We start from the raw sequence: 14373 nt of genomic DNA on the forward strand, positions 1-14373 counted from the left end.
GTGAGGGGGTGCCGAGCCAGCGTTATTCGAGCACTCTGGCCCGTCGGCGGGACGCTGCCCTTCACGCCTGCGCGGTGTGGCGCTCGGCGAATTCGGCGACGCTGTAGTGGCGGCCGTCCTGGTCGGTGATCTCGACCTCGGTGACGCCTTCGCCCATCAGCTCGTCCGCCTTCTTGATGGCGGCGGCCGGGGTCTCGCGCTTGAGGGTGAGGGCGCCGGCGGTGTCGTGTCCGGTGATGATGTAGGGCATGCGGTCTCCGCTCCTGAACACGGATCGAGCATAACCGGTTCGGCGGGCCAAGGCATCCGGGCGAACGCGGGCCCCATCCGGGGGCGAATGGTCCGGTGGGCGACCCCTCCGCGCCGGTCTCGACCGTCCAGGGCGCCAGCGTCCTTGTCGCGCGCGCCGGGAAGGCGTACCCTTTTTGCGCGTGCCCCGGACTTGGTGGCCGCGGTTCGGACCCCCACGTCCCTGTCTGTCACGGTGTCGCGGTCGCGGCAGGTTCGCTGCGCGATCCCGGCGGGGCCGTCGGTAACAGGGGGACGTCCATGCCGGGTCCGTCATTCCCCTCCGCGCTGCTGTGGCCGATGCTGGCGGCCGTGTCGGCCAGCGAGGCGACCGTCGCCTTCCTGCACGAGATCGCCCGCCGGGCGGCGACCGACGAGGGTCTGCGCCCACCGCTCGCCCGCCCGTCCTGGACCACCCCGCATCGCACGGCGCTGACGCTGCCGTCGCTGACATTGCTCGACTTTTCCGTGGCGCCGCCGGCCGCCGCCGGACCCGCGCCGCCGCCGACCGTCGTCTGCGGGCCCTATGCGCTGCACGGCGCGACGGTCGCCGACTTCGCCCCCGGCCACAGCCTGATCGAGACGCTGCTCGCCTGCGGCCGGCGCGACCTGCACCTCGTCGCCTGGCGCTCCGCGACGCCGAGCATGCGGCTGTTCACCATCGACACGCTGCTCGCCGACCTCGCCGTCGCGATCGACGGCTTCGACCGGCCGGTCGACCTGATCGGGGTCTGCCAGGGTGGCTGGATGGCGCTCCTGTTCGCGGCGCGGTTCCCGAACAAGGTGCGGCGGCTGGTGGTCGCCGGCGCGCCGCTCGATCTCGCCGCCGGCGACTCCGGGCTGGCGCGTGTCGCCGCGGCGACGCCCCTGTCGCAGTTCGCCGAGCTTTTACGGTTCGGCGACGGCCGGCTGCTCGGCCAGCTCATGCTCGGCCTGTGGGGCACGGCGCCGACCACGCCGGAGGCGATCTGCCACGAGCTGCAGCTTCCGGCGCCGAATCCGGGCCTCGCGCCCGAGCCCGACGAGGAGCCGCTGCTGCGGCGGTTCTGCGAGTGGTACGACTGGACCGTCGACCTGCCGGGGCCGTTCTATCTTCAGACCGTCGAGTGGCTCTACAAGGAGAACCGGCTGGTGCGCGGCGCCTTCACGGCGCTCGGCCGGCGCATCGACCTCGCGTCGGTGCGCCTGCCCGTGCTGCTGCTCGCCGGGCGCGACGACAGCGTGGTCGGCACCGCCCCGGTGCTCGCCGCGGCAAAGGCGCTCGGCACCGCACCGGCCGATCTCGCCACGTTGGAGGCGCCCGCGACCCATCTCGGCCTGTTCATGGGCCGGCGGACGCTCGCCGAGACGTGGCCGGCGGTCGTTGCCTGGCTCGATCGGCCCACGGCCGCCGCGGAGCGCGAGCGCGCCGCCTGAGCCCATTTCCGCTCGATCAGTTTGCGGTCATTCCGGGTTCGGCGCGGAGCCTGTGCTCGGGCGGCGCGAAGCGCCGACCCGAGTGCGCTGCCCCGGAATGACCACCGCGTTGTTCAAACGATCCGGTTTGCCCACGATCAACCACGTGACCCCGCGTTCACACTGTCGCGGGCTTCCGGTGGCGCTTGCCTGTCGGCCTCCCTATATCGGACACTCCGGCCGAATGGGTGTCATGAGCGATCTCGACAAGACCAACGATCTCGAAAAGAACCGTTTCTCCGCCCGGGCCCGGCGTTACGCCCGGGTCGGCGCCAATGTCGGCGGCGTCGCGGCGCGGCTCGCGGCGACGCGCCTTCTGAGCGGCAGCCACGATCGCGAGACCGGCGCGGCCGATCTCGCCGCCGCGCTCGGCAGCCTCAAGGGGCCGATCATGAAGGTGGCGCAGCTGATGGCCACGGTGCCGGACCTGCTGCCGCCCGAATACGCCGAGGAGCTCGCCAAGCTGCAGAGCGAGGCGCCGCCGATGGGCTGGGCCTTCGTCAAGCGCCGCATGCAGGCCGAGCTCGGGCCGGACTGGCAGGAGCGGTTCGCCGACTTCGAGCACAAGCCGGCGGCGGCCGCCTCGCTCGGCCAGGTCCACCGGGCGACCGCGCACGACGGCGCGCGCCTCGCCTGCAAGCTCCAGTATCCCGACATGCAGTCGGCCGTGGAGGCGGATCTCCAGCAGCTCGGCTGGCTGTTCGCCCTGCACCGGCGCATGGACGCAGCGATCGACACCAGCGAGATCGCCAAGGAGATCGCGGCGCGGGTGCGCGAGGAGCTCGACTACGAGCGCGAGGCGAAGCACGTCCGGCTCTACCAGACCGTCCTGGCCGACGTGCCGACCGTGAAGGTGCCGGGCGTCTGGCCGGCGCTGTCGACCAAGCGGCTCCTCACCCTCGACTGGCTCGAGGGCCAGCGCCTGCTCGCCTACAAGACCGCCGACATCGAGAGCCGCAACCGCCTCGCCGAGGCGCTCTATCGCGCCTGGTGGCTGCCGTTCAGCCGTTTCGGCGTCATCCACGGCGACCCGCATCTCGGCAACTACACGGCGTTCCTGGCCGACGGCGTGCCGGCCGGCATCAACCTGCTCGACTACGGCTGCATCCGCATCTTCCCGCCGCGCTTCGTCGCGGGCGTCGTCGACCTCTATCACGGCCTGCTGGCGAACGACCGCGAGCTGATCGTCAAAGCCTACGAGGCGTGGGGCTTCCGCGGGCTCACCAAGGAGCTGATCGACATCCTCAACATCTGGGCGCGGTTCATCTTCGGGCCCGTGATGGAGGATCGCGTGCGCACCATCGCGGACGGCGTGAAGCCCTCCGAGTACGGCCGCCGCGAGGCCTTCACGGTGCATCGCGCCCTCAAGGAGAAGGGGCCGGTGACGATCCCGCAGGAGTTCGTGTTCATGGACCGCGCCGCCATCGGGCTCGGCGGTGTCTTCCTGCATCTCGATTCCCGGCTGAACTATCACCGGCTGTTCAACGAGGCGATCGAGCATTTCTCGGTCGCCCAGGTGGCGGAGCGTCAGCGCCGGGCGCTGACCGAGGCGGGACTGCCGACCCCCGCTAGTACGGGTTAGGGTATTAACCTAACCCGCCGTCTTGCATCGTGGCGCCACTCCTTTAAAGGAACGGCCTGTCTCGAACCGTGAGCCGGTGTGATGTCGCCATCCAAGAGGTCCGCCCCCGCGCGGGACCGCGTGGTCGCTCCTGCGGAGCCGGCCCCGTCGAGCAAGGCGACCGACCGCATCATCGACGTCGCCACCACGCTGTTCCTCGGCATCGGCTACGAGCGTACCGGCATCGACACCGTGGTCGCCAAGGCGCGGGTCTCGAAGCGCGCCTTCTACGCCCAGTTCGGCAGCAAGGCCGATCTGTTCGCCGCCGTGGTGATCCGCCTGGCGGAGCGGAACTTTCCCAGCCTGGATGCGGTCCCGGCGAACGGCGCGCCGATCGAGCAGCTGCTCGAGCGGGTGGCGATCGAGCTTCTGCGGATCAGCACAACACCCGAAGCGGTCGCGCTCGACCGCATGGTCACGGCCCAGGTCGGGCGGTTCCCGGAACTCGCCCGGATCCTCTACGACTTCGCCGGCGCCCGCTCGATCGGGGCGGTCTGCAAGATCCTCGAGCAGGCGGTCGCCCGCGGTGAGCTCGCCCTCGACGACTGCGTGTTCGCGGCCCAGCACTTTCTGCAGGCGACGGTTCTCGGACCGCGCCGCTTCGTCGTGCTCGGCCTCGAGGACGGCCGCATGACACCCAAGAAGCTCGAGCGGCTGCGGCGCGGAATTCGCCTGTTCGTCGACGGCGCCCGCGGCCCGGGATCGCCGAAGCCCGGCCGGCCGGGGCCGCGGCGGCCGCCGCGGATGTGAGGCCGGGGGCCGGCCGACACCGGGGCGATGCCTTGAAGCTGTTCCTCGTGCGATATAGGATGGGTCGATGTCAGGGCCGGTGACAGGATGGCGGGCATGACGAGCGACCTCCCGGAGTCCGGCGGGACGGCCCGGAACGGCGCGGCGAACGAGCCGCCGGCCCCGGTCGCGGCGCTGTCGGGCGCCAGCGGGGCGGAGATCCAGGCCGTGATGGCCGCCTTCGCGCGGCGGCGCATCGCCGAGGGTGTCCGGGTGATCGGCGTCGTCGAGGAGGCCGACTGCGGCGACGGCCCCTGCGGGGGACTGTTCCTGCGCGATCTCGGCGACGGCCGCCGCATCTCGATCAGCCAGAATCTCGGCCGCGAGTCGACCGCCTGCAATCTCGATCCGGGCGGCCTCGCCGAAGCCTGCGGCCTCGTGCAGGCGGCGATCGCGGCCGGCGCCGACCTCGTGATCCTGTCCAAGTTCGGCAAGGTGGAGGTCGACCGGCACGGCCTCGTGGAGGCGTTCCAGGACGCCATCGCGGCGGACCTGCCGGTCGTCACCGCGGTGGCCCCGGCGCTCGCCGCCGCCTGGTCGGCCTTCGCCGGGCCGCTGTCCGTCACGGTCGCGGCCGACGCGGACGCGCTCGACGCCTGGTGGGCGGGCCAGCCGCGCGCCCGGGCCGTCGCCGGGCGCGCACCGGAGCGGGCCGTCGCGGAGTGACGGCGTCAGCCCGCCGCCGGCGACATGCCGAGATACGTGCCGACGATCGGCCAGACCTCGTGGCCGCCGCGCCAGATCATCTCCAGCGACACGTAGAGGATCACGGCGAGGCCCACATAGGCCACCCAGCGATGCCGCTGCAGCAGCGCGGCGATGTAGTTCGCCGCGATGCCCATCAGGGCGATCGACAGGCCGAGGCCGAAGACCAGCACCCAGGGATGCTCGCGCGCCGCGCCGGCGACCGCCAGCACGTTGTCGAGCGACATCGAGATGTCGGCGACGACGATCTGCCAGGCCGCCTGGGCGAAGGTCTTTTGCCGCGTCACCGCGGTCAGCGTGCCGTCGGAATTGATGCGGACGTCGTCCACGCGCCCGGAGGCGTCGCTCGCCACGACGTGCTGGGCGCGAAGCTCGCGCCACATCTTCCAGGACACCCACAGGAGGAGGAGGCCGCCGGCCAGCAAGAGCCCGACGATCTGCAGGAGCTGGGTCGTGACCGCCGCGAAGCCGATGCGCAGCAGCGTCGCCGCGCCGATGCCGAGCAGGATGGCGCGCGCCCGCTGCTCACGCGGAAGGCCGGCGGCGGCGAGGCCGATGACGATGGCGTTGTCGCCGGCCAGCACCAGGTCGATCATCACGACCTGGGCCAGCGCGGTGAGCGCGCTGCTCGTCAGGAACTCGGTGCTGAGGGTCTCCCACATCCAAACTCTCTCCTGCTGCTGATGCGCCCGCGCGGGGCGCCCGGTTTCGGGCGGGAGAGGACCTGAAGCAACGCCGTCGGAGCACAGCTACGCCGCGGCGAGAACGGCTCACCGCGACGCGGATCTGCGCCGAAGAACAGGACGAACAGCACCGGGCCACTCCCAAGGGACTTCCAGTCCGACATCGCAGCAGGACGCTGCCAGAGGGGCCCGGACCGGCCGGGACGCGATCCGCAACCGGATCGACGCCCGTAGACTCTTACCAACTTACACGATCAGCACGCCGTCATTCCGGGCGCGGCCGAGCCGCAAACCCGGACTCGAGCGGAAATCTCACAACGTCTCGGCTGGAGCCAGGGTTCGGCGCTGCGCGCCGGCCCGGAACGACCGAGAGATCATCCGACGATCCATCACCAAAGCCCACGTCAGTGCGCCATCGCGACCAGCGTGTGGCCGAAGGCCGACACGACATGCTCGGCCTCGCTCAGCATGGCGGCCGAGAAGCCCACCAGGGCGAGCACGCCGGCCACATCCCAGCTCGTAACGCCGCCGCTGCGCGGCTCGTTCCGCAGCGTCGCGACGAGCGCGAACAGCCCGGCGGCGGCGAGCGCGGCGAGGCTGAGCGCCGGCAGCGCCAGCGTGCTCGGCACCAGACGGGCGGCCAGCACGACGAGCAGCACCGCGGCGAGCGAGTAGACCCCGAACATGTGCGGACCGGAGCCTTCGCGGCGGAGCGGAGCGTGATCGTAGGATGGATGGAGAAGCGACATCGGGCCCTCCTCGTGACGCGAGAGGGGCGCCCCAAGGACGGCAGGCGCCACCGTGCATATAGAGTTAGGCAGCCCTTCGACCGGCGAAAATCCGCATCGCCGGGGGCGTAGATCTACGGGCCCCGTCATTCCGGGCCGGTGCGCAGCACCGGACCCGGAATCCAGCCGCGAGCTCGGAACCTGCCGCTGGATTCCGGGTTCGCCGCTACGCGGCGCCCCGGAATGACGCCGCACTCGATCGTTCGCAAGCAACGCCGCTCACGGCGCCAGCCGGCCGAGACGGATCGCCTGGCGGACCAGCACGGCGACGCTCTCGGCCTCCATCTTGTCCATGATCTCGGCCCGGTAGCTCTCGACCGTGCGGGTGCTGATGGCGAGCTTCGCCGCGATGGCGTGACTGGTGTAGCCCTCCACCACGAGATCGAAGATCTCGACCTGGCGCGGGGTCAGCCGGCCGAACCGGACGGCGAGCGATTCCTTGGCCCGTTGCGCCGCGAACTCCTCGAAGGTGCGGGCGAGCGCCCGGTTGATGGCGGCGACCAGCGCGGTGTCGTCGATCGGCTTCTCGATGAAGTCGTCGGCCCCGGCCTTGATGGCGGCGACCGCCATGGCGACGTCGGCGTGGCCCGAGATCAGGACGACCGGCAGACGGATCGCCCGCCGCGCGAGCTCGCGCACCAGCGCGATGCCGTCGGTGCCGGGCATCTTCACGTCGGCGACGATGACGCCGATGCGGCCGGGCTCGAGCGTCGCCAGGAACTCGTCGGCGGACGCGAAGGTCTCGACCGCGAAGCCGAACACGCCGAGCAGCTCGCCGAGCGAGTGGCGGACGGACTCCTGGTCGTCGATCACGAAGATGGTGGCGGTGCGGGTCATGTGCGAATCATGGGCGGGACGCGGATCCTTCGATCGGCAGAGTGACGCGGAACGTGGTCGCGCCGGGGGCGCCCGAGACGAGCGCGATGCGGCCGCCGTGCTGCTCGACGATCGCCGCGCACATGGCGAGCCCGAGACCGAGCCCCTCCGGCTTCGAGGTGACGAGCGGCTCGAACAACGTCTCGACGAGATCGTCGGAGACGCCGGGGCCGTTGTCGGACACCGTGATCTCGATGCCGGGCAGCGCAGCGTCGGGCGGTGCGTCGCCGGACGTCGCGGCCGGGCGCGCCGCGGCGATCGACACCCGGCCGTTCGGCACGCGGGCCGCTGCGATCGCCTCGACGGCGTTGCGCACCAGGTTGAGAAGCACCTGCTGGAGCTGGACGCGATCGCCCGTCACGTCCGGCAGGCCGGCCGGAACGTCGGTGACGAAGGCCACGCCATGGGCGTGCGGGTCGGCGGCCGCGATGGCCAGGACGTCGTCGACGAGGGTGGCGATCGCGATCGGATCGCGCACCGGCGCGCCGCGGCGCAGGAGGTCGCGGGTGCGACGGATGACGGCGCCGGCATGGTCGATCTGGGCGATCACGGTGGCGAGATTCGTCTCGGCGCGGGCGAGGTCGCCGCCCGGCGTCTGCAGGATGTGCTGGGCGGCGCGGGCCAGCGCGCGCGCCGCCGTCATCGGCTGGGTGATCTCGTGGGCGAGCGCCGAGGCCATGCTGGAGACCAGGTGGAAGCGCCCGGCCTGCGCGGCCTCGGCCTCGCGCGCCTTGGCGCGGCGTTCGGCGGCGCGGGCGAGGCGCTCGGCCGCGCGCCGCTCGCTCACCACCACGCCGACCACGAGGCCGGTGGCGGTGAGCACCAGCATCAGGGCCTGATACTCGGTGAAGGCGCGGATGTCGTGGCCGTGCAGATGCAGGAGCGCGACCAGCCCGAGCTGCACGCCGGCGAGCGCCAGGCAGGCGCCGTCGAGCCCGTGCCGCACCGCCGCCGTCACGACGGGCAGCGCGAGCAGATGGAAATACTTGAAGCCTTCCGGGCCCGGGCTCGCCGTGACCAGCCATAGGCAGGCGCCGATCACGGCGGCGGTCGAGGCCGCTTCGAGCGCGAGCGCCGGGGCGAACGCCAGCTCGCCCGCCCGCCAGGCGGCGGCGAGGCGGAGCACCAGCGGCGTGATCACGGCGATGCCGATGATGTCGCCGACCAGCAGCGGCACCGTGGCGGCGAGCACGTCGCGCAGCCCGAGATCGCCGAAGGCGATCAGCAGCACGGTGAGCAGCACGGCGACGATGCAGGCGCCGGCGAGCCCGGCGGCGAGCAGCAGGAGCACGTCGCGCAGATGGCCGAGCCGCGGGTCGATGCGGAAGGCGCGCAGCGCCAGCAGGCCGGCGGCCGCGTAGCAGCCAGTCTCGATCGCCGCGACGGCGAGCACCAGCGGCCAGGACAGCACCGTGTCGACGACCAGGATCTCGGCCAGCACGATGCCGGCGAACAGCACCGCGGCGGCCAGCGGGCCGTCCAGGGCGACGAGCGCGAACACCACGCCGAGACCGGGATTCCAGGGTGTGGCCGGCAGGCCTTTCACCTCGTGGATGAAGCCGAGCCACTCCAGCGCGACATAGACGCCGAGAGCCGCGAGACCCGCCGGCACGAGCCGCGCCGCCGCGGCGGCGCGCGACGACGACTCGTTCGGCGCGGATGCGGTCTCGGGCTCGCCGGGTGTCCTCATGGGGGCGTATTCAAAGCACGCCCGCCGGGCCTCGGAAACCCTCGTTTCGGTTGCGCTTTCGAAGGCCCCGGCGCGGCCGCGCGGAGCGACGCGACCGCGGGTCCGCGCGAGGACGCCTACAGCGAGACGTTGGCGTCCTTGACGGCCTCGCGCCACAGGGCGAGGTCGGCCGCGATGGTCGCCTTGAACTCGTCCGGCGTGGAGCCGATCGGGTCGACCCCGAAGCTGTCGAGCTGCTCCAGCGTCTTCTTCTCCTTCAGGGCCGCCTTCACCTCGCGGGCGAGCAGGTCGACGATCTCCTTCGGCGTGCCGGCCGGCGCGGTCAGGCCGTTCCAGGTGTCGGTCTTGAAGCCCGGATAGCCCTGCTCGGCGACGGTCGGCACGGCGGGCAACTTGGCGGCCCGGGTGGCGCCCGACACGGCGATCGGCCGCAGCGCCCCGCCGGCATGCGGCAGCGCCTCCGAGAGATTGCCGAAATACATCGGCACGTGGCCGGCGATCACGTCGGCGACGGCCGGGGCGCCGCCCCGATAGGGCGTGTGCATCATCTCGAGGCCGGCCCGCTTGACGAACAGCGCCATGGTGAGATGGCTGATGCTGCCGTTGCCGCCGGACGCGTAGACGACCTTGCCGGGGCGCTCCTTCACATAGGCGACGAGCTCGGGCAGCGTCGTGGCCGGGAAGGACGGGTGGACGACGAGGCAGAACGGGTTGCTGGCGACGTTGCTGACGGCGGCGAAATCGGTCAGCGGGTCGTAGTTGGTCTTCTTGATCGCCGGGAACACGGCCATCTGGGCGACGGCCGCGACCATCAGGGTGTAGCCGTCGGCGGGCGAGCGCGCCGTCGCCTCGGCCGCGATGGTGCCGCCGGCGCCGGTGCGGTTCTCGACCACGAACTGCTGGCCGAGCCGATCGCTCAGATGGGCGGCGAGCAGACGGGCGATGCCGTCGGTGTTTCCGCCGGCCGCGAACGGCACCAGGATGCGGACCGGCCGGTCCGGCCAGCCGCTCGCCCGTGCCGACAGCGGCAGGCCCATGGTTCCGGCCCCGGCCACCATGGCCCCGGCCGCCAGCGACTTCAGCAGCGCACGTCGTGTCGTCATGTCTCGCTCCGCTCCGACCTTGTGCTCTCGCGCGCGGCGGGTCCCGGTCCCGTCAGTTGCGATCGACCCTCGTGAAAGTCCTCCTCGAAGGGGGTGTCGTCCCTTGGGGCGCGACGGCGTTCAGTCGACGGCGGCTGCGGCCCGCAGCCCCTCGATCATCGCCGTTCGCATGAGAAACGGGCGGGCCTTGGCGGGGTCCGCGGCGGTGTCGCGCAGCTCGCGCAGGCGCTCCTCGCGCACCGCCGGATTCTTCTCCTCGAGCACGCGCTTGTTCTGGATGGTCATCGCCTGCAGGAACGCGTTGGCGACATGGCGGCGCTGCCGGTCGTAGCGATCGAGCAGATCGTCGGGCGCGCCGCCGAGCACGCGCACCAGCGTGCCGGCGAGGCTGACGGCGTCGTGGATGCCGAAGTTCATGCCCATGCCGCCGAGCGGATTGTTGACATGGGCGGCATCGCCGGAGAGCAGCACGCGACCGCGCCGGTAGGTCGCCGCGACCCGCTGGTGGACCGTGTAGAGATTGGTGTGGACGATCTTTATGGGCTCGTCGGTGACGAGAAAGCCGCGCACCCTGGCTTCGGCACCGACGTGATCCAAGAGATCCTCGGCCGCCGCCTCGGGCGGCGTGGGGAAGACGACGCGCCACAGGCCTGGCGGACCCTCGCCCGGCACCTTGAACAGGGCGCACCACTCGCGCGGATCCGACACGTAGCAGGAATAGGCGAAGCCGCGCCGGGCGAAGTCGAAGGTCGTGGTGACGACCAGGAACCGCTCCTGATACGTGAAGCCCTCGAAGTCGATCTCCTGCGACTTGCGCACCACGCTGCGGCCGCCGTCGGCGCCGATCACATAGGCGCCGCGCACCGCCTCGCCGTTCTCCAGGATCACGTCGGCGCCAGAGGCGTCCTGCGTCACGGTCGCGGCCGGCACGCCGTAGCGGATGTCGACGTCGCGAAACGAGGCGAGCCGGTCGGTCAGGATGGCGACCAGCTTGTGCTGCTCGCACTGGAGCCGGTACGGGTAGGGCGTCACGTCGGCGAGCAAGCCGAGGTCGAACTCGGCGACCAGCCCCTCGTCGCGGCCGCGGAACTGCCATTGCGGGCAGAGGATGCCGCGGGCATGCAGCTCGGCCGTGACGCCGGTGTCGGCATACATCTCCAGCGTCGGCGGGTGGAACGTCGCGGCGCGCGGATCCTCGTAGATCTCGTGGCGCGCCTCCAAGCACCGTCACCGGCACGCCGGCGCGCGCCAGGAACAGCGCCGCCGTCAGCCCGGTCGGCCCTGCTCCGACGACGACGACGCGATCCTGCATCATCCGCAACCCCTCAGAACTCTTCCAGCACCCGGCCGAAGCCGTAGAGCCGATCGTCGATGCCGCTGCGGCGCAGCGCGTCCCAGTAGGTGACGACGTTCATGGCCAGCACCGGCTTGCCGAGCCAGCGCTCCGCCTCGGCCGCGACGGTGCCGTTCGCAAGGTTCGTGCCGACCTGCAGGATGGCGTCGATGTCGTCGCCGTCGATCTCGCGCAGCACCTTGCGCAGCGTGTCGGGCTGCACCTGCGCGATGGCGAAGGGCGAGGCGCAGCGCAGGCCGACGATGCGCACGACGTCGAAGCCGGCCTCGGTCAGATAGCCCGCGACCGTCTCGTCGCCCTTCGGCTGGTGCGGGGTGAGGACGGCGATGCGCTTCGCCCCGAAGGCCGTGAGCGCCGCCGTCGCCGCGGTCGAGCCCATCGAGACGCCGACGCCGGCGCGCTTTTCCAAGTCGTTCTGCAAGGCCGCGGCACCGGAAACGCCGCCGGTGAACGCTTCTATCGCGACAGCCATGATCACGTGGTCGGGCGCGCAGGTCATCACCTGGTCGATCGCCGGGAAGATGCCGTCGCGCATGCGCTGGACATGCGCCAGGAAGCCGGCGTCGCTCGCCTCGATCGGCTTGTTCTCCAGCGTGAGGCGACCGACATGGTTGGTGACGCCGCGTGGCCGCAGCGCCTCGCATTCCGGACCGACCACCGTGTTGGTCGAAGGCACGACGATGCCGATCTTCTTGCGATAGCCGAGTGCGTCCACGCGATGCGCCTTTGTCCTTGGGCCGTGCGGTCCGGCCGACGTGATCACATGCTACGAACCGGCCGCGACGGGCGGGAATGCCAATCTCGGTCATGCTGATTTCGCCGTTTGCGAAGGCAGCTCGCGAATTTGCCCAACGACTGTGCATTGCGGTGACGCCATCTTGCGCTGCGGCGAGGGGCGCGTGCGGCGGCGGCTCTCATACTCCGCTCATCCCCGCGAAGGCGGGCATGAGCGGCGGCGCGCCGTGCCGCCCCTGGGTCCCCGCCTTCGCGGGGACGAGCGGACCACGCGGCGCCACCCACCACGTTCCGGCCCGAAAGGACCTGCTATAACGGGCCACCGTCGCCCGATTCCACGACAGGTCCGCATGAGCGTGTTCCGTCTCTATCTGCGTGCGCTGGCGCTGCTCGCGCCGGTGAAGCGCCTCGCCTGGACGCTGGCGCTCGCCAACCTGGCGCTCGCCGCCGCCCAGTTCGCCGAGCCGGTGCTGTTCGGCCGCGTCGTCGACACGCTGTCGAAGGCGGCCGCGCCCGGCGCCGGCTTCTCCTGGTCGACGCTGACCGGGCTCCTGGCGGCGTGGGCCGCCTTCGGCCTGTTCAGCATCGTCTGCGGCACGCTGACCGCGCTCTATGCCGACCGGCTCGCCCATCAGCAGCGCCAGGCCGTGCTGGCCGACTATTTCGAGCGCGTGCTCGAGCAACCGCTCGCCTTTCACGGCTCGACCCATTCGGGCCGGCTGATGAAGGTGATGCTGCAGGGCACCGACGCGCTGTGGGGCCTGTGGCTCGCCTTCTTCCGCGACAATCTCGCGGCCTTCGTGTCGTTCTTCGTGCTGCTGCCGCTCGCCCTGGTCCTCAACTGGCGGCTCGCGCTGCTGCTCGTCGTGCTGTGCGTCGTCTTCGCGGTGCTCACCGCCTTCGTGATGCGCAAGACCGAGACGCTTCAGCGCCTCGTCGAGAGCAACTATTCGGAGCTCGCCGAGCGCGCCTCGGACACGCTCGGCAACGTCGCGCTGGTGCATTCCTTCGCCCGCGTCGACGCCGAGGTGACGGGGCTGAAGACCGTCATCGACCGGCTGCTCGCGGCGCAGATTCCGGTGCTGTCCTGGTGGGCCGTGGTGGCGGTGCTGACGCGGGCGTCGACGACCCTCACCATGCTGGCGATCGTGCTGCTCGGCACCTGGCTCAACATCCACGGCCTCGCTTCGGTCGGCGAGATCGTCACCTTCATGGGCTTCGCCACCATGCTGATCGCGCGGCTGCAGGACGCCGTGTGGTTCGTCAACCGGGTCTTCGCCGAGGCGCCGCGGCTCGCCGAGTTCTTCGAGGTGTTCGACGCCGAGCCGGCGATCCGCGACCGTGCGGGCGCGATCGATCCGGGCCGCCTGTCGGGGCTGGTCGAGTTCGACGGCGTGTCGTTCTCCTACGACGGCAAGCGGCCCGCCGTCGCCGATCTCACCGTGACGGCGAAGCCGGGCGAGACGATCGCGTTCGTCGGCACCACGGGCGCCGGCAAGACGACGGCGCTGGCGCTTTTGCACCGCGCTTTCGACCCGCAGTCGGGCACGATCCGCATCGACGGCATCGACATCAAGACGATGAAGCTCGCGGGCCTGCGGCGGAACATCGGCGTCGTCTTCCAGGAAGGGCTGATGTTCAACCGCTCGATCGCCGAGAACCTGCGCATCGGCAAGCCGGATGCGACCGAGGCCGAGCTGAGGCTCGCCGCCGAGCGGGCGCAGGCGATGGAGTTCATCGCCCGCACGCCGGAGGGCTTCGACGCCCGTGTCGGCGAGCGCGGCCGCAGCCTGTCGGGCGGCGAGCGCCAGCGGCTCTCGATCGCCCGCGCGCTCCTCAAGGAGCCGCCGATCCTGATCCTCGACGAGCCGACCTCGGCGCTCGACGCGCGCACCGAGACCCGGCTGATGGCGGCGCTCGACGAGGTGATGAAGGGGCGCACGACCTTCGTGATCGCCCACCGGCTCGCGACGGTGCGGCGCGCCGACCGCATTCTCATGTTCGAGCACGGACGGGTGATCGAGCAGGGCACCTTCGACGAGCTGATGGCGAAGGGCGGCCGCTTCGCCGAGCTCGCCCGTGATCAGTTCATCGCCGCCGGCCCCGGCACCGCCGCCCAGGGCGATGCCGCCGCGGCCGCTTCGGGGCTGCCGGGGTGAGCGGGATTGCTCTGTTGGAATTCATGACAGATAGGGCGGTGTTCCGGGCTCACCCCCCTCCCTGTCCCTCCCCCACAAGGGGGGAGGGAACGCAGGAGCCGTGACGCCGGAGTCTGCCGAGAGGTTC

At 71.4% G+C, this 14373-nt stretch carries 13 protein-coding genes and 1 pseudogene; 5 read left to right on the forward strand and 9 right to left on the reverse strand.

What is annotated here, in order from left to right; all coding sequences use genetic code 11:
- Nucleotides 1–61: 61 nt before the first annotated feature.
- A complete protein-coding gene (locus tag ABTU92_RS10975) occupies nt 62–250 on the reverse strand; it encodes a hypothetical protein (protein ID WP_408090484.1) in 189 nt (62 codons plus the stop codon).
- 299 nt (nt 251–549) lie between these two features.
- Between ABTU92_RS10975 and ABTU92_RS10980 the strand changes: the two genes are divergently transcribed.
- From ABTU92_RS10980 to ABTU92_RS10995, 4 genes are all read left to right on the forward strand, one after another.
- Entirely contained in the window at nt 550–1704 is a 1155-nt protein-coding gene (locus tag ABTU92_RS10980) for an alpha/beta fold hydrolase (protein WP_408090486.1), read from the forward strand.
- A gap of 232 nt (nt 1705–1936) precedes the next feature.
- The gene (locus ABTU92_RS10985) at nt 1937–3325 is read left to right on the forward strand and encodes an ABC1 kinase family protein (RefSeq protein WP_408090488.1); all 1389 of its coding nucleotides are present in this window, start codon (nt 1937–1939) and stop codon (nt 3323–3325) included.
- A 120-nt stretch (nt 3326–3445) separates the two neighbouring features.
- Nucleotides 3446–4114 carry a TetR/AcrR family transcriptional regulator gene (locus tag ABTU92_RS10990; RefSeq protein WP_408090490.1) on the forward strand — a complete coding sequence of 223 codons (669 nt, stop codon included), beginning with the start codon at nt 3446–3448 and terminating at the stop codon, nt 4112–4114.
- Nucleotides 4115–4210: 96 nt separating this feature from the next.
- On the forward strand, nt 4211–4819 hold the full coding sequence (locus tag ABTU92_RS10995; protein WP_408090492.1) for a DUF2478 domain-containing protein: 609 nt from the start codon (nt 4211–4213) through the stop codon (nt 4817–4819).
- A 5-nt stretch (nt 4820–4824) separates the two neighbouring features.
- Here the strand turns inward: ABTU92_RS10995 and ABTU92_RS11000 are convergent, their stop codons facing one another.
- The 8 genes and pseudogenes from ABTU92_RS11000 to ABTU92_RS11035 all read right to left on the reverse strand — a co-directional run bounded on the left by ABTU92_RS11000 (nt 4825) and on the right by ABTU92_RS11035 (nt 12067).
- Nucleotides 4825–5520, reverse strand: coding sequence for a TerC family protein (locus ABTU92_RS11000; RefSeq protein WP_408090494.1), 696 nt, complete (start codon nt 5518–5520; stop codon nt 4825–4827).
- A 425-nt stretch (nt 5521–5945) separates the two neighbouring features.
- Nucleotides 5946–6290, reverse strand: coding sequence for a hypothetical protein (locus ABTU92_RS11005; RefSeq protein WP_408090496.1), 345 nt, complete (start codon nt 6288–6290; stop codon nt 5946–5948).
- A 258-nt stretch (nt 6291–6548) separates the two neighbouring features.
- Nucleotides 6549–7166 (reverse strand): response regulator transcription factor, encoded by a 618-nt coding sequence (locus ABTU92_RS11010; RefSeq protein ID WP_408090498.1) that lies wholly within the window; start codon nt 7164–7166, stop codon nt 6549–6551.
- A gap of 7 nt (nt 7167–7173) precedes the next feature.
- A complete protein-coding gene (locus ABTU92_RS11015; protein WP_408090500.1) occupies nt 7174–8895 on the reverse strand; it encodes an ATP-binding protein in 1722 nt (573 codons plus the stop codon).
- 116 nt (nt 8896–9011) lie between these two features.
- Nucleotides 9012–9998: a Bug family tripartite tricarboxylate transporter substrate binding protein gene (locus tag ABTU92_RS11020; protein WP_408090502.1), complete on the reverse strand. Its 987-nt coding sequence runs from the start codon at nt 9996–9998 to the stop codon at nt 9012–9014.
- 120 nt (nt 9999–10118) lie between these two features.
- A complete protein-coding gene (locus ABTU92_RS11025; RefSeq protein ID WP_408090504.1) occupies nt 10119–11219 on the reverse strand; it encodes an FAD-dependent oxidoreductase in 1101 nt (366 codons plus the stop codon).
- A gap of 7 nt (nt 11220–11226) precedes the next feature.
- Nucleotides 11227–11313, reverse strand: a pseudogene (locus tag ABTU92_RS11030) (FAD-dependent monooxygenase); the annotation flags it as partial.
- A gap of 10 nt (nt 11314–11323) precedes the next feature.
- Complete coding sequence (locus ABTU92_RS11035; protein WP_408090506.1) at nt 11324–12067, reverse strand: Asp/Glu racemase; 744 nt, start codon at nt 12065–12067, stop codon at nt 11324–11326.
- Nucleotides 12068–12437: 370 nt separating this feature from the next.
- Between ABTU92_RS11035 and ABTU92_RS11040 the strand changes: the two genes are divergently transcribed.
- Nucleotides 12438–14246: a glucan ABC transporter ATP-binding protein/ permease gene (locus tag ABTU92_RS11040; protein WP_408090508.1), complete on the forward strand. Its 1809-nt coding sequence runs from the start codon at nt 12438–12440 to the stop codon at nt 14244–14246.
- Nucleotides 14247–14373 lie beyond the last annotated feature (127 nt).

The organism is Rhodoplanes sp. SY1, from assembly GCF_046000175.1.
GTDB lineage: Bacteria > Pseudomonadota > Alphaproteobacteria > Rhizobiales > Xanthobacteraceae > Rhodoplanes.